Source organism: Ruthenibacterium lactatiformans (genome assembly GCF_000949455.1).
Classification (GTDB): Bacteria; Bacillota; Clostridia; order Oscillospirales; family Ruminococcaceae; genus Ruthenibacterium; species Ruthenibacterium lactatiformans.
On the sequence record NZ_JXXK01000015.1, the window covers coordinates 44,768 to 60,763 of the forward strand.

Annotated in this window: 13 protein-coding genes; 6 read left to right on the plus strand and 7 right to left on the minus strand. The window is 59.9% G+C overall.

The features are described from left to right. Positions 1 to 14: 14 nt before the first annotated feature. Entirely contained in the window at positions 15 to 938 is a 924-nt protein-coding gene (gene prmA / locus TQ39_RS11190) for a 50S ribosomal protein L11 methyltransferase (RefSeq protein ID WP_050005575.1), read from the minus strand. A 332-nt stretch (positions 939 to 1,270) separates the two neighbouring features. On the opposite strand from prmA, the gene adhE reads away from it, so the two are divergent. The 5 genes from adhE (at position 1,271) to spoVAE (ending at position 7,277) form a co-directional block, all read left to right on the plus strand. Next, on the plus strand, positions 1,271 to 3,904 hold the full coding sequence (gene adhE / locus TQ39_RS11195) for a bifunctional acetaldehyde-CoA/alcohol dehydrogenase (protein ID WP_082052219.1): 2,634 nt from the start codon (positions 1,271 to 1,273) through the stop codon (positions 3,902 to 3,904). Between the two features lie 252 nt (positions 3,905 to 4,156). Next, the gene (locus TQ39_RS11200) at positions 4,157 to 5,158 is read left to right on the plus strand and encodes a DUF2804 domain-containing protein (protein ID WP_009326159.1); all 1,002 of its coding nucleotides are present in this window, start codon (positions 4,157 to 4,159) and stop codon (positions 5,156 to 5,158) included. Between the two features lie 275 nt (positions 5,159 to 5,433). Continuing rightward, positions 5,434 to 5,886 carry a stage V sporulation protein AC gene (gene spoVAC / locus TQ39_RS11205; RefSeq protein WP_009326160.1) on the plus strand — a complete coding sequence of 151 codons (453 nt, stop codon included), beginning with the start codon at positions 5,434 to 5,436 and terminating at the stop codon, positions 5,884 to 5,886. A 3-nt stretch (positions 5,887 to 5,889) separates the two neighbouring features. Next, complete coding sequence (locus TQ39_RS11210; RefSeq protein WP_009326161.1) at positions 5,890 to 6,924, plus strand: stage V sporulation protein AD; 1,035 nt, start codon at positions 5,890 to 5,892, stop codon at positions 6,922 to 6,924. Beyond that, positions 6,921 to 7,277: a stage V sporulation protein AE gene (gene spoVAE / locus TQ39_RS11215; protein ID WP_009326162.1), complete on the plus strand. Its 357-nt coding sequence runs from the start codon at positions 6,921 to 6,923 to the stop codon at positions 7,275 to 7,277. The genes TQ39_RS11210 and spoVAE overlap by 4 nt, the downstream gene beginning before the upstream one ends. 87 nt (positions 7,278 to 7,364) lie before the next feature. Here the strand turns inward: spoVAE and rpsT are convergent, their stop codons facing one another. Then, positions 7,365 to 7,628 (minus strand): 30S ribosomal protein S20, encoded by a 264-nt coding sequence (rpsT, locus tag TQ39_RS11220; RefSeq protein ID WP_009326163.1) that lies wholly within the window; start codon positions 7,626 to 7,628, stop codon positions 7,365 to 7,367. Positions 7,629 to 7,752: 124 nt separating this feature from the next. Between rpsT and gpr the strand changes: the two genes are divergently transcribed. Continuing rightward, a complete protein-coding gene (gene gpr, locus TQ39_RS11225; protein ID WP_009326164.1) occupies positions 7,753 to 8,553 on the plus strand; it encodes a GPR endopeptidase in 801 nt (266 codons plus the stop codon). Positions 8,554 to 8,568: 15 nt separating this feature from the next. Here gpr and TQ39_RS11230 read toward each other — a convergent pair whose 3' ends face one another. The 5 genes from TQ39_RS11230 to TQ39_RS11250 all read right to left on the minus strand — a co-directional run bounded on the left by TQ39_RS11230 (position 8,569) and on the right by TQ39_RS11250 (position 15,718). Next, a complete protein-coding gene (locus TQ39_RS11230; RefSeq protein WP_050005576.1) occupies positions 8,569 to 9,114 on the minus strand; it encodes a hypothetical protein in 546 nt (181 codons plus the stop codon). A 45-nt stretch (positions 9,115 to 9,159) separates the two neighbouring features. Further along, entirely contained in the window at positions 9,160 to 9,876 is a 717-nt protein-coding gene (locus TQ39_RS11235) for a nucleotidyltransferase domain-containing protein (RefSeq protein WP_050005577.1), read from the minus strand. 84 nt (positions 9,877 to 9,960) lie between these two features. After that, positions 9,961 to 11,937, minus strand: a complete 1,977-nt coding sequence (locus TQ39_RS11240) for an elongation factor G (protein WP_050005578.1) — start codon at positions 11,935 to 11,937, stop codon at positions 9,961 to 9,963. 138 nt (positions 11,938 to 12,075) lie between these two features. Further along, positions 12,076 to 13,983: an ABC transporter ATP-binding protein gene (locus TQ39_RS11245; protein ID WP_050005579.1), complete on the minus strand. Its 1,908-nt coding sequence runs from the start codon at positions 13,981 to 13,983 to the stop codon at positions 12,076 to 12,078. Further along, complete coding sequence (locus tag TQ39_RS11250) at positions 13,973 to 15,718, minus strand: ABC transporter ATP-binding protein (RefSeq protein ID WP_050005580.1); 1,746 nt, start codon at positions 15,716 to 15,718, stop codon at positions 13,973 to 13,975. Before TQ39_RS11250 ends, TQ39_RS11245 begins: the two co-directional genes overlap by 11 nt. Positions 15,719 to 15,996: the final 278 nt, after the last annotated feature.

The following is a 15,996-nucleotide window of genomic DNA, read 5'->3' on the forward strand; positions in this document are numbered from 1 at the left end:
TGCTTGGCGCGCAGTTATTCCCGCCCTGTGTGGCCGCACACCAGCGCCACCCAACCGTTCTTTTCCTTTACCTCCCGCAGTGCAAGGCCTGCGGCCTGTACCGCGGCGATCACCTCATCCTTGCGGGTGTCGATGATGCCGCTGGCCAGAAAGGTTCCATGCTTTGCCAGTAGCGCGGGCACGTCCGGCACCAGGTGGATGATGGCATTGGCCACGATGTTGGCGCAGATGACGTCGTATACACCCGTGGCCTTTTCGGAAAGGTCGCCCACCAGTACCGTAAGGTCGTTCTGCACGCCATTGAGGGCCGCGTTTTCGCCTGCCGTGCGCACGCACATCGGGTCGATGTCCACGCCTTCCGCTTTGGCCGCGCCCAATTTCAATGCCGCAATGGCAAGAATGCCGCTGCCCGTGCCGATGTCCAACACGCGCTCGCCGCCCTTCACCAGGCCATCCAGCGTTTCCAGGCACAGGGCCGTGGTCTCGTGCGTGCCGGTGCCGAAGGCCATTCCCGGGTCCAGCGTGATGACCGCGCGGTTCGTTTCGTACGCTTCCCAGCTCGGCACCACAGCCAGCCGTGTGCCGATATCCATGGCGTGGTAGTATGCCTTCCAGCCCGTCTCCCAGTCCTCCTGGCGCACACCCGTGTACTCCATCCGGTAAGGCACCTCGGCGCGCTCCAGGCGGTCCCGCATCAGCTCGCCGATCTCCGCAAAATTCTCGTCCGGCGCAATGTACAGGTGCACCGCTACCTCATCCCGGCTTTTGTCCAGCAGTTCCTGCTCGATGAGGTCAACGTGAGCAATGGCCTCCACCTGGGCCTCCAGATCCCGGTAATCCTCGATGTAGATGCCGCCGCCCGAGATGCCCGTGGCAATGGCCTCCGCTGTTTCGGCCCAAACCGCCGGCACCGTCGTCTTGATGTCTGTCCATTCCATAGCTTTTTACTCCCTGCGCTTGGCGCGCCTGCAATTTGTTTTTGCGCCGTAAGGCGCCGTTTTCTTTTCATTATACACAAATACATCCAAAAACGAAACAAGCCGGCGGTATATCCCGCATTTTGTGCCGGTTCTGCAGAAATTTTTCACAATCTTCTTTCCTCTTCTTTTGTTAGAATGCACAAAAGAGCTTTGTTAAACTTATAACATTCGTCGTGTTGTACATTGATAAACTTTTAACGATATGGTATGATAGTGTCAGTGAGAAAGCATCCTAAAATCACAAAACGAACCGTTCAAACCATATCAATGAACTTTGGGAGGACAAACTGATGGCAGAGAAAAAGACGACCGCCAAAACTGCTCCGGCCCCCGCTGTGGAGACCGTGGAGAACCCTGTGAACAAAATGATCGACGGCCTGGTGGAAAAAGCCCAGGCAGCTTTGAAGGAATTCCTGACGCTGGATCAGGAACAGATCGACCACATCGTGCACGAGATGGCGCTGGCCGGCCTTGACAAGCACCAGGAGCTGGCCCGCATGGCCGTGGAGGAAACCGGCCGCGGCGTGTACGAAGACAAGGTCATCAAGAATATGTTTGCCACCGAGTATATCTGGCACGACATCAAAAAGGAAAAGACCGTGGGCGTGCTGGACGAGAACGAGATGGAGGGCTATGTGGAAGTGGCCGAGCCTGTAGGCGTTATCGCAGGCGTCACCCCCACCACCAACCCCACCTCCACCACGCTGTTCAAAAGCCTGATCGCCGTGAAAACGCGCAACCCCATCATCTTCGGTTTCCACCCGTCCGCGCAGAAGTGCTCGGCCGAGGCTGCGCGCATCGTATATGAGGCCGCTGTGAAGGCCGGCGCGCCGGAGAACTGCATCCAGTGGATCGACACGCCGTCCATCGAAGCGACGGGGGCGCTGATGAACCACCCCGGCGTGGCCACCATCCTGGCCACGGGCGGCCCCGGCATGGTAAAGGCCGCTTACAGCTGCGGCAAACCGGCGCTGGGCGTCGGCCCGGGCAACGTGCCGTGCTATATTGAAAAATCCGCGGACCTGCACCGCGCCTGCACCGACCTGATGATGTCCAAGACCTTCGACAACGGCATGATCTGCGCTTCCGAGCAGGCCGTCATCGTGGACAAAGAGATCGCCAAAGCGTTCGAAGACTATATGAAGGCCAACAACTGCTACTTCCTCAACAAGGAAGAAACGGAAAAGCTGACGAAATTCATGTTCCCGGACCCCAGCAAGGGTGTTTACGGCCCGCTGGTGGGTAAATCTGCAAACTGGATCGCCGAGCAGGCCGGCCTGAAGGTGCCCGAAAAAACGAAGATCCTCATCGCGCCCATCTCCTCGCCGGACGAAAACCATCCGCTGGCGAAGGAAAAGCTTTCCCCGGTGCTGGCCTACTTTGTTGTAAACAGCAAGCAGCAGGGCTTTGATTACGCCAACAAGATGCTGGAGCTGGGCGGCCTGGGCCACTCCGCCGTCATCCACACCGGCGACATGAAGATCGCCGATGAATACGGCGTGGCCATGCGCGTGGGCCGAATCATTGTGAACAGCCCGTCCTCCCAGGGCGCCATCGGCGACATCTATAATACCAACACGCCTTCCCTGACGCTGGGCTGCGGCTCCTACGGCAAGAACAGCGTGTCCCAGAACGTCACGACGGTGAACCTCATCAACAAAAAGCGCATCGCCAAGAGGAGGGTGAACATGCAGTGGTTCAAGGTGCCGCCCCGCATCTATTTTGAGGAGGATTCCATCCAGTACCTGGAAAAGATGGAGGGCATCTCCCGCGCCTTCATCGTCACCGACCCGATGATGGTGAAGCTGGGCAATGTGGACAAAGTCCTGTACTACCTGCGCAAGCGCGAGGAATACTGCCACAGCGAGATCTACTCCGACGTGGAAAGCGACCCGTCCGTTGAGTGCATCATGCGCGGCGTCAAGGCCATGAACGCCTTCCAGCCGGACGTCATCATCGCCATCGGCGGCGGCTCGGCCATCGACGCGGCCAAGGGCATGTGGCTGTTCTACGAGCATCCGGACACCAGCTTCGACGGCCTGCGCCAGCGCTTCCTGGACATCCGCAAGCGTGCGTTCAAGTTCCCGAAGCTGGGCCAGAAGGCCAAACTGGTCGCCATCCCCACCACCTCCGGCACCGGCTCCGAGGTCACCAGCTTCTCCGTCATTACGGATAAGCAAAACGGCAACATCAAATATCCCCTGGCCGACTACCGCCTGACGCCGGACGTGGCCATCATCGACCCGCAGTTCACCCGCTCGATGCCCAAGAGCATCGTGGCCGACACCGGCCTGGACGTGCTGACCCACGCCATTGAGGCGTATGTATCCGTCATGGCCAGCGATTATACCGACGGCCTTGCGCTGCACGCCATCGAAATGGTGTTCACTTATCTGGAGAGATCCTACAACGGCGACCCGCTGGCCCGCGAAAAGATGCACAACGCGTCCTGCATCGCCGGCATGGCCTTCACCAACGCGTTCCTGGGCCTGAACCACTCCATGGCGCACAAACTGGGGGCCGAGTGCCACATTCCCCATGGCCGCGCCAACGCCATCCTGCTGCCGTATGTCATCAAATACAACGCTACCAAACCGACCAAGTTCGCCTCATTCCCGAAATACAAGGAATATGTGGCCGACGAGCGCTATGCGAAGATCGCCCGCCGCGTGGGCCTGTGCAGCGCGGACACGCCCATCTCCGAGGCAGTGGACTGCCTTGTGAAGGCCATCCGGGAACTGATGACCGTCACCGAGCGCCCGCTCTGCATCAAGGACTGCGGCGTCAGCGAGGCCGAGTTCATGAGCAAGGTCGACGAGCTTTCCTACAAGGCGTTCGAGGACCAGTGCACCACCGCAAACCCGGTATATCCCCTGGTGTCCGAGATCAAGGAGCTGTACAGGGAAGCTTACTACGGCGAATAAGCGCCGCCCAAAACTGAATCCCGGGCCGTTCTTTTTCCGGCCCGACCTCCTTTCATGGGGCCCGTGCAAAGCGGGCCCTTTTTTGGCATATGTACCGGCGCATGGTACCCGCGCAAAACAGCACAAATAACCGCCGACAAATTTGTTACGCCGCATGGGCGGATGTGTGCTATACTGTTTGTAAATAAGCTCTTTAAAAATACGCTTTTGCGGCGGCGCGGCAAAACGCGTCCGTCCGGGGGAGGAATACGCATGCAGGAACGCCACATCACCACGCCCGGCCCCGTGCTGGACGAACACGGCGTCATCACGCCCGGCTATTCGGAACGGTCCATTTGTACTTACCGCCGCGCAGATATCAAAGCCCCGTTCTACCGCATCAAGGAATGGGACTTCTATCAGGTGTCCGACGGCGAAAAGTGTCTCCAGTTTACATATGGCCATGCCTCTTATGCGGGCCAGGTAGCGGTGATGCTGTTCAACTTCAAAACGGGTGAAGTCATCGCCAATATCAGCAAGCTGCTCGCCCTGCCCTTCGGCAGCCTGCATCTGCCTGAAAACGCCGAGCAGGACAGCGATATATGCTACGACAAAGGCGGCGTGCACCTGCGCTTTAAAGTGGAGGGCGACACGCGTTACCTTTCGTTTTCCGCGCCGGATTTTGAAGCGAACATCACGCTGGAGCGCAAAAACCCCTATTCTCTGGTCATCCATATCCCCTTTGATGAATACAAAACAGCGTTCTATTATAACCACAAGATCAACTGCATGACGGCCCGCGGCCGGGCGGTATGCGGAGGAAAGGAATACATTTTCGGAGACGGTGCCTTCGGCCTGCTGGACTGGGGGCGCGGCGTGTGGCCGTTCCACAATGAATGGTACTGGTCCAACGGCACCGGCACAGTGGACGGCAAAATTTTCGGCTTCAACCTGGGAACCGGCTTCGGCAACACCAGCCAGGCCACCGAAAACATGCTGTTCTACAACGGGAAATACCATAAGCTGGGCCGCGTGCATTTTGACCTGGACACCGAATACATGAAGCCCTGGCGGCTGTATGACGACGAGGGCCGCCTGGACCTGACCCTGACGCCGTGCTATGACCGCACCACCCGCATGAAAGTGCTGTTCGTGGACAACTGCTGCCACCAGATGTTCGGCGGCTTTTCAGGCAGAGCCGTGCTGGACGACGGCACCGTGCTGCAGATCGACGATCTGCAGGCTTTTGCCGAACACGCAGTGAACAACTGGTAGGCTCACCTGCTCAAATCAAACCAACAGGCGCGCCGCTTCCCTTTTCAGGGAGCGGCGCGCCGCTTTTTTCCGCGAAACAGGGCGGGATATGCCGAAGCGCGTCCCGCCCTGTTTTTTCGCGTTTGCGCGCACATATTCCGCCCCGCGTCTGCAAACACTTTTACCACTGCCGTAAGATCCTATGCCTTCCCGGGCCGGAACGCATCCAACAAGGCTTTGGGGACGGTATGAAAACGGCCGCCGCAAATATGTTTCGCAGAAGGAGCGACAGAAAAATGAAACTGGACGCAAAAAAATACGACGAGATGCGCAAGGCCGCGTCGCCGCCCTCGCCGCTTTTGAAGGACTGCCTGTGGGCGTTTTTCGTGGGCGGCGCCATCTGCCTTTTGGGCGAGGGCCTGCGCATGCTGTATGCGGCCCTGGGCTTCACACTTACCGACGCTGGCACACTGACGAGCGCCACGCTCATCGGCCTGTCGGCCTTTACCACAGCAATGGGCTGGTACCAGAAGCTGGCCGCCAAGGCCGGCGCCGGTACACTGGTACCCATCACAGGCTTTGCCAACGCGGTCGTCGCCCCCGCCATCGAATTCCGCAACGAGGGGCTTGTCTCCGGCGTGGGTGCAAAAATGTTCATCATCGCAGGGCCTGTCATCGTTTACGGCATGCTGGCCAGCGTTGTGTGGGGCGTGATCTACCATTTCATCCGCCCGCTGATGGGAGGGTAACGCATGCGTAAGGGAGACACCATTCTGTTTGAAGCTCCGCCCAGCGCCGTCGCATATGCGGCCGTGGGCGGCAAAAAAGAGGCGGAAGGCCCTCTGGCAGACGCCTTTGATATGCTCATCGCCGACACCCTGTGCGGCGAAAAGACCTGGGAAAAGGCCGAGAGCGATTTTGCCCGCTACTGTCTGGAGGCCGCGCTGAAAAAAGGCCGTCTGCAGGCGGACGCGCTGGACGCCGTGTTCGCGGGCGACCTGCAGTGCCAGTGCACCGCGTCGGCCTATACGATGCGCGGGTTCGACACCCCGTACCTGGGCCTGTACGGCGCGTGCAGCACCATGGCCGAAGGCTTTGGCCTGGCCGCGTGCATGGTGGCAGGCGGCCACATGCAGTATGCCGCGGCCATGAGCAGCAGCCATTTCTGCGCGGCGGAGCGCCAGTTCCGCACGCCGCTGGACTATGGCGGCAAACGTACGCCCACGGCCCAGTGGACGGTAACAGGCGCCGGTGCCGCCATCCTGGCTCCGGCCGGCGGTCCGCCCTATGTGCGCGCCGTCACATTCGGCCGCGTGCGGGATTATAACGTCACCGACATCAACAATATGGGCGCGGCCATGGCCCCGGCCGCCTGTGAAACGATCCTGCGCTACTTCGCCGATACGGGCGAAAAACCGGAGCACTTTGACGCCATTTTCACCGGGGACCTGGGCTTTGTGGGCCGCACGCTGCTGCTGCAGTTGCTCAAGGAGGAAGGTCTGCCGCTGGAAAACCATCAGGACTGCGGCCTGCTGGTATACGACCGGGACGCGCAGAACGTTCAGGCGGGCGGGTCCGGCGCGGGCTGCAGCGCCACGGTTCTGTGCTGCCACGTGCTGCCCGCGCTGCGCGAGGGCCGCATGAAGCGCGTGCTGTTCCTCTCCACCGGCGCGCTGATGAGCCAAACTACGTTTTTACAGGGCGAGAGCATCCCGGGCGTCGCCCATCTGATCGAGCTTTCTTCCGAATTGCCGGAGGAAACGGAAAAAGGAGGCGGCGTGCGATGAATTTTGTATGGGCGTTTCTTGTGGGAGGGCTGATCTGCGTGGTAGGCCAGCTCCTCATCGACCTGACCAAGCTTACCCCCGCGCGCATTCTGGTGCTGTACGTTGTGGCGGGCGTGGTGCTCAGCGCGCTGGGCTGGTACGATCCGCTGGTTGATTTTGCAGGCGCGGGCGCCACGGTGCCGCTCATCGGCTTCGGGCACCTGCTGGCCCAGGGCGTAATGGATTCTGTGGCGCAGAGCGGCCTTGTGGGCGCGCTGACGGGCGGCTTTACGGCCGCCGCGGGCGGTGTGACAGCCTCGTTGACGGCGGGCTTTCTGGCCGCGCTGCTGGGCAAAAGCCGGGACCAGAGCTGACCCCGCTGCGCCGGGCGCAGAACCCGGCCAAGGCACGACAAAAAACCCGCTGTTCAGACGAACAGCGGGTTTATTTGAAAGCGTAGCTTACTTGCCGGCTTTGTCTGCGGCCTTGGCCAGACGGGAAACCTTGCGGGAAGCCGTGTTCTTGTGAAGCACACCTTTCGCCGCGGCCTTGTCGATCGCGACGACAGCAGCCTTCACAGCAGCGTCTTTGTCGGCGGCGCCGGCGGAAATGGCGGCGTCTGCCTTCTTGACGACTGTTTTCAGGTTGGACTTGATCGCTTTGTTGTGCAGAGCCTCTTTTTTCGCCTGCACCACACGGTCTTTCTGCGACTTAATATTAGGCATCGTACCACCTCCTTAATACCCATAACAGTGCAATTTATAATACCACTTTTTGCCCCGCAAGGCAAGCCTTTTTTTGAAAAAAGCGCCCAAACAGGCGCATTATCTCCCGAAAGGAAGGAATATCATGGCAGTATACACGGATATCGCCGCCGAACTGTATCCCGAATCCCGCGGGAGCGTCCCCCGCGGCGTCAAGACCTTCACGGCCACCGCGTCGGGCATCGGCCTGACGCGGGTGGAGATTGAGCGCAGCGGCCTGCGCCGCCCCAAAGGACGGTACATCACGCTGGATATGCCCCAGTTCGCCGCCATCGACGACCGCAACGAGGCTTATGTATGGGCCATTGCCAGCCAGCTGCGCGCGCTTCTGCCCAAGGAGGGGCTTGTCCTGGTAGCCGGAGTGGGCAACCGGGCCGTCACCGCGGATGCCCTTGGCCCCGAAACCGCGGACCGCGTTTTCGTCACACGCCATCTGTGCGAACACCCGGACGCCGGGGACGATGTAGCGCTGCGGCCCGTAGCCGCGTTTTCACCGGGGGTAGAGGGCAATACAGGCCTTGCCACAGCCGAGCTTCTGCAAAGCGTGGTGCGCAGGCTGGAGCCGGCGGCCGTTGTGTGTGTGGACAGCCTGTGTACCTCAGACGTGCGCCGGCTGGGATGCAGCGTCCAGCTTTCCACGGCAGGGCTTTCGCCCCACACTGCGCCGCCGCTCACGCAGCAGACGCTGGGCGTGCCCGTGGTAGCCGTAGGCGTGCCCACCGTTATGGAGGCCGACACGATGCTGGGCGCAAAACGCCCGCTGGTGGTGACGCCCAAGGACATCGACGCCATCATCCGCCGGGGCGCGACGCTGCTGGCGCTGGCCATCAATAAAGCGCTGCAGCCGGCGCTCTCGGTGGGAGAGCTGACGTTCCTTACCTCTTAATAGATACGTCCCCTTTTATTTGAACGAGTTTTCTATCTCCTTTATTCTGTTTTCTATCAGATATGCGCTCATATCTCTTTCTTCTGCATAACCCCTTGTTTGTCTTATCTCATCTCTACTGTTAAAACTAAAGCCAAACATTTTATCTGCCCGTTCCGGATCTGATTTGAACCGGACCTCCTCCATAAAATGCTTCATTTCTTTGTTTTTGAACGCAAGCATGATTTCTTCCCACCGAATTGCTTTACTTGGTGTATCTGGTTCAGAGGGGAATTGTGCATAGAGTCCAAGCAAAATAAACCAATCCGCATTATCTTGGGGCGTGAATCGGTTGAACCAAAGCATATTTTGATATCTCTTATTTGGGTGACGATAGGCTCTTGACATCTTGACCTGAATCGTATTGACCAGATTCACCCCACTACAGAATTTATACAGTAACAGGTCGATTCCTTTTTCCTGCGCCGATGTGGGAACAAACACTGACGCATTCTTTATGTTGTCTGATAAATACTGCGCCACAGCAAATTCGCCGTATTGTATTGTGAACTTTGCCTGCAACTTTAAGCCTCCTTATACGATACACAGCGAGAGGAATGTTTCCTCTTACCTGTTTTGTAAGCCGTTTATTCTATAATTTACCGCATCTCGCGCATCCTGCCCAACCGCTGAAGCGCGCAAAACCGCCCCGGCCCAGCGCACCAGCAGCGCATAATGCTCCGGCGCCTCCTGCGGCGTGAATGCCTTTTGCCCGCGCCCCGCCAGCACGGCCCGGCTGTCCGCGTCGGGCAGATGCCGCTCCAGCGCGGCGGCGTCCTCACAGTACACGCCCGACGCGGCAAAGGCCTGCGCCTGCAGGACAAAAAACGCGGCCTTGTACAGCGCAGGCAGATTGGCAGAGACATCCTCGAACAAAAAGCTGTGACACGCCGCGTGATATACATTCGCCGCGCCCATGTGCAGGGCGCCACGCGCGTCCCGCGGGCACAACAGCGCGCCCACCTCCGAAAGTGAACCGTACAGCGCCTCTGTGTCATGGTAAAACTGGAACAGGTCCGCCCGGGGCCAAGCCAGCAGCTCTTTCCTGCCTGAAACAAAGCCGCAGGCCTTTTCGCTGTCCGGCATGCTGCGCACCAATTCCCGGTAAGCCGACAGGTCGGCCGTGTCCAGCCTGTCCAAAATGAGCACAAAATCAATGTCGCTGCTCTCTGTGGCCGCACCCCGCCGGACACTGCCCTGCAGCCCCATAAACCATACCCGCGCACCAAAACGCGCCAGCGCCTTTTCTGCAAGCATTTTGGCCCACGCCCTGTGATCTGTCATAATTCCCTCCCTGTGACAATGGTGAATCTCTTTTTCCTCCGCCTGCCGCCCGTGGGCGAACGGCGGTTCAGGTCCCGGCTGCTTTTATTTTAACTGGATGTGCATTTGGGCCGGTGCCTCGTTCCATTTGACGGGATACCCCGCTCCGTGGCTGCAAAATACGGAATCCGGCGTGTTTTCCACATCCCTCTCCGGGTCGTAGCCGGTTTGTTCGGCCAGGTACTGCTGCTGTGCGGGCGTACAGGGATGATATGCCTCGAACGCCAGCGAAAGCTGCGTCCGTCCCTTGCCCAGCGCGGTCAGCTCCCGGGCATAGGCCTGCATCTGTGCCACAGGGCATGTACCCGTCACAGCCACCCGGCCGTTGCGGCCTGTCACAGGCGCTTCATACCGGCCGCCCATACGCGGTATGTCGGACAGGATACGCCCTGCCAGCGCCGCATCCGCCTCTGCCGTGAAAGAATACCATGGCTCCAGCAGCACGCTTTCCGCCTGCATCAGCCCCTGGCGCACCGCACGGTATACGGCCTGGCGGAAATCCCCGCCCTCGGTGTGCTTCAGATGGGCGCGCCCGGCCAGCAGCGTCACGCGCACGTCTGTCAGCGGCGCGCCGGTAAGCACGCCCCGGTGGCTCTTTTCCAGAACGTGGGTGCGGATGAGATTCTGCCAATTCTGTGCCAGCACATCGGTATGGCATTCACTGTCAAACGTTATGCCGCTTCCCGGCGCGCCCGGAGAAAGGCGCAGGTGTACCTCGGCATAGTGGCGCAGCGGCTCGAAATGGCCGCAGCCCACTACGGCGTTCGCGATGGTTTCCCTGTACAGCACGCCGCAGGGGCCGAACGATACCTCTGCGCCGTACCGCTCCCGCAGCACGGCCTGCAGTACCTCCAGCTGGACCTCTCCCATCACCTGAACGTTCACACGCTGCAGCTCTTCGCTGAATTCCACGCCCAGCAGCGGCTCCTCGTCCTCCACCTCACGCAGCAGCTCCAGCAGGCGGCGGGGCGGAAGCTCCGGCCCTGCCAATACTTGGGCGGAAAGCAGCGGCCGCAGTGCGGGCGGCATACCCGGCCGGGCATCCACCCCCACAACATCCCCGGGCATCACCCGGCCCAGACCGGCGGCGGCGCACAGCGTGCCAGGCCCCGCTTCGGCCAGCGGCGCGCTTTTTCCGCCGCTGTATGCCCGCAGCCCGTTCACCTTGTAATACGCAGTCCCGCCCTTTTCCGGGCAGGCCACATTCTCTTTGGGGCGCAGACGCCCTGCCAACACCTTCAAAAACACGATGCGGCCGCCGTTTTTCTCATGACGCACCTTGTACACACGGGCGCGGAAAAGCGCGTCTCCGGCCTCTTCCTGCGGTGCGGCGCAGAACGCCGCCAATACGTTCAGCAACGTGTCAACGCCTGTGCCGTTCAGAGCCGCGCCCACCACTGCCGGACAAACAAGCCCCGCCCGCACCAGTGCGGCGCCGCGCTCCCGGGCGGCCTGCGCGTCATAGCCGCGGACAAGATAATCCTCCATCAGCGTTTCGTCCCGCGCGGCCAGCTCCTCCGCCAAGGCCTCTCCAATGTCCGCCGCGCAGAAATCCGGCCCGCACGCCAGCACATCCGCCCCCAGGCGTGCGCGTACCGCCGCCAGCGTTCCGGCAGCATCAGCGGTGGGCAGGTCCGTCTTGTTCAGAAAAAACACCACGGGCACGTCGTTTTGCCGCAGCAGCCGCCAGACGGTCTCCGTATGGGCCTGTACGCCCTCCACACAGCTTACCACCAATACCGCGCAGTCCACGGCCCAGATGCTGCGCTCCATCTCGCCGCTGAAATCCGCGTGGCCCGGGGTGTCGATCAAGCGGAACGGAAGCCCGCAGGCCGTAAACGCCGCTTCGTCGGCAAATACCGTGATGCCGCGGCTGCGCTCGATGACGTCATGGTCCAGACAGGTGTCGCCGCTGTCCACGCGCCCGGCGCGCCGCAGCGTGCCGCCCCGGTACAAAAGCTGCTCCGAAAGCGTCGTCTTGCCCGCGTCCACATGAGCGAAAACGCCCACGACAGTTTCCATAAAACCGCCCCTTTCCGTGGTAAATACATCTTATTATAGCCGTCGGGCACCGCGCTTTGCAAGCATCGCCCGCCCTGCAAAAAAAGCAGGCGCGCTCCGCACGAAGCGGGGCGCGCCTGCCGGTGTTTTCCGCGCGCGTCAATCCAATTCCAGCGCGCCGGTATAAAGCTGGTAATAAGTCCCCTTCAGGGCCAGCAACTCGTCGTGCGTACCGCGCTCAATGATGCGTCCGTGGTCCAGCACCATGATGGCGTCGGCGTTTTTCACAGTGCTCAGCCGGTGTGCGATGACAAACACCGTGCGGCCCGTCATCAGCGCGTCCATGCCCCGTTGTACAATGGCCTCGGTGCGGGTGTCGATGGAACTGGTCGCCTCGTCCAGGATCATCACGGGCGGGTCCGCCACCGCCGCGCGGGCAATGGCCAGCAGCTGTCTCTGCCCCTGGGACAGGCTTGCGCCGTTGCCGCTCAGCGGCGTATCATAGCCCTGCGGCAGGCGTGTGATGAAATCGTGCGCACCCGCCAGCTTGGCCGCGGCGATGCACTCCTCGTCACAGGCGTCCAGGCGCCCGTAGCGAATGTTGTCCATCACCGTTCCGGTGAACAGGTTGGTATCCTGCAGCACAACGCCCAGGCTGCGGCGCAGGTCTGCCTTTTTTATTTTATTGATATTGATGCCGTCATAGCGGATCTTGCCGTCCGCGATATCGTAAAAACGGTTGATAAGATTGGTGATGGTCGTCTTGCCCGCGCCGGTGGAGCCCACAAAAGCCACCTTCTGGCCGGGCTTTGCATACAGCGTCACATCATGCAGCACCGTTTTGCCTTCTTCGTAGGCGAAATCCACGTCAAACAGACGCACATCGCCGGTCAGGCGGGTATAGGTGGTGGTGCCGTCGCCGTGCGGATGCTTCCAGGCCCATACGTTTGTGCGCGCCGCGCACTCCTCCAGCGTGCCGTCCGCCCCCTCTTTCGCGTTCACCAGCGTCACATAGCCCTCGTCGGTTTCCGGCTGCTCGTCGATGAGCGCAAAAATGCGCTGCGTGCCGGCCAGGCCCATGACGATGGAATTGATCTGATTGGACACTTGGCTGACATTGCCGGAAAACTGTTTCGTCATGTTCAGAAACGGCACCACGATGCTGATGCTGAACGCCAGACCTGAAATGCTCAGGTTGGGCGCTCCGCTCAGCAGCAGAATTCCGCCGGCCAGCGCCACCACCACATACAGCACATTGCCGATGTTGTTCAGAATGGGCATGAGCATGTTGGCGTAGCGGTTGGCTTTTTCGGCGTCGGAAAAAAGGGCGTCGTTGATGGCGTCGAAGGCGCGCTTGGCCTCCTGCTCATGGCAGAACACCTTAACGACCTTCTGACCGTTCATCATTTCCTCAATGTAGCCCTCGGTACGGCCCAGCGCCTGCTGCTGGCGTACAAAATATTTGGCGGAGCCGCCGCCGATCCTGCGCACCACAAGCACCATGCACACCACGCCCAGCACCACCACAGCGGCCAGCCAGATGCTGTAATACAGCATGATGCCGAACACCGTTATCACCGTTACGGCGGAGATCAGCAGCTGCGGGAAGCTCTGGCTGATCATCTGGCGCAGCGTGTCGATATCGTTGGTATAATAGCTCATGATATCGCCATGATTGTGGGTATCGAAATAGCGGATGGGAAGGTCCTGCATGCCGTTGAACATCTTCTCGCGCATTTTTTCCAGCGAGCCCTGCGTGATGACGGCCATGAGCTGAGTATATACAACGCCCGCTGCCAGGCTGAGGACATAAAACACCGCCAACAACGCCACAAGTCCCAAAATGCGGCCGGATACGGCGGACCAATCGCCGCTCTGCCAGCTCTGCTCCACGGCGGCAATGACGTTCTGCATGAAGATGGACGGCACCGAACTGACGACGGCGTTGAACAGGATGCACGCCACGGTAACGGGCAGCAGCACCGGATAAAAACCGAACAGCGTGCGGATGAGACGGCCCAGCACGCCCTTGGGCGCGAGACGCTTTGCGGTTCCTTTATTCGGCATCGTCGTCACCTGCCTTGTTCTGAGAGGTATACACCTCGCGGTAGATCTTATTTGTTTTCATAAGCTCCGCATGGGTACCCACGGCATTCACCGCGCCGCCGTCCATGACGACGATGCGGTCCGCGTCCTGTACGGAGGCGATGCGCTGGGCAATGATGATCTTTGTCGTTTCGGGTATATACCGGCGCAGCGCCTGGCGGATCAGTGCGTCGGTGCGCGTATCCACGGCACTGGTTGAATCGTCCAGGACCAGGATCTTGGGCTTTTTCAGCAGCGCGCGGGCAATGCACAGGCGCTGCTTCTGCCCTCCGGACACATTGGCGCCGCCCTGCTCGATATGGGTGTCGTAGCCGTCCGGGAACTGGCGGATAAACTCATCCGCCTGCGCCAGGCGGCAGGCCTCCTCCATCTCTGCATCGGTGGCGTCCTTGTTTCCCCAACGCAGATTTTCCCGGATGGAACCGCTGAACAGCACGTTTTTCTGCAGCACCACGGCTACCTGGTCGCGCAGAGCCTCCAGGTCGTAGCCGCGCACATCCACACCGCCCACGCGCACAGCGCCCTCAGTGGCGTCATACAGACGGGAGATGAGCTGGATCAGCGTGGATTTGGACGAGCCCGTGCCGCCGATAATGCCGATGGTCTCGCCGGAACGAATGTGCAGGTCAATGCCGGAAAGCGCCATGCGCTCCGCCGTCTTTGCGTACTTGAAGCTCACATTATCAAAATCGATGGAGCCGTCCTTCACCTCGCGCACAGGGTTTTCCGGGCTTTGCAGCGCGCTCTCTTCGCACAGCACCTCCACGATGCGCTGAGCCGATTCACTGGCCATGGTGATCATCACGAACACCATGGAGAGCATCATCAGGCTCATCAATATCTGGAAGCTGTACGTGAGCATGGAGGACATCTGGCCCACATCCAGCGCAAGGCCGCGGCTGGTGATGACCGTATACGAGCCGAAGGACAGCACGAACACCATCACCGCATACACACAGAACTGCATGAGCGGGTTGTTGAAAGCAAGGATGCGCTCCGCTCTCGTGAAGTCCCGCTGGACGTCTGCTGCCGCCGCGCCGAATTTCTGTTTTTCATATTCCTCGCGCACATAGGACTTCACGACGCGCATACCTTTGATGTTTTCCTGCACAGAGCTGTTCAACGCGTCGTATTTTTTGAACACGCGCTTGAACAGCGGCATCGTGCTGCGCACCACCAGCGCCAGCCCCACGCCCAACACCGGGATGACCAGCAGGAAGATCACCGCCATCTTGCCGCCCATGATAAACGCCATCGCAAACGAAAACACCAGCATCAGAGGGCAGCGGATGGCCGTGCGCACGATCATCATATACGCCATCTGCACGTTGGTCACATCGGTGGTCATGCGTGTCACAAGGCTGGACACCGAAAACTTGTCGATGTTCTCGAAAGAATAATCCTGTATTTTATAGAACATGTCCTTGCGCAGATTGCGCGCGAAGCCGCAGCTTGCGGTGGCGCAGGCGCTGCCCGCCAGCGCGCCGAAGGTGAGCGACAGCCCAGCCATCACCACCAGCACCGCGCCGTACTGCACAATGACGCCGATGGAGCACCCGGCTTTGATCTGGTTTACCAGATTCGCCGTGACAAACGGGATGATGCACTCCATCACCACCTCGCCCGAGACCAACAGCGGCGCGAGCAGCGAAGGCTTCTTGTACTCGCGGATGCTTTTGGCCAAAACGCTCAGCATAAAAAGATACCCCTTTCTCTCCGGCTCCGAGGAGCCTTTCTGTATTATTTGTTATGACGCTAACAATTCGGCTCAAAAAAATCAGCCGCAGTCTCTTCGGCCGCCCTGCGACAGGCAGTGCGGCCCGACGCGGCCATGCGGGCTGCCGCCCGCGGCTCTTGAATTTTAAGCGCCAGCTATGCCCCGTTTGTTAGGGGACGAACCATATCTTACTGCTTTTTTTAAGGTTTGTCAATAGAAAAAGGGTACAGAAAGCGTTCAGCTTTCCGCACCCTTTT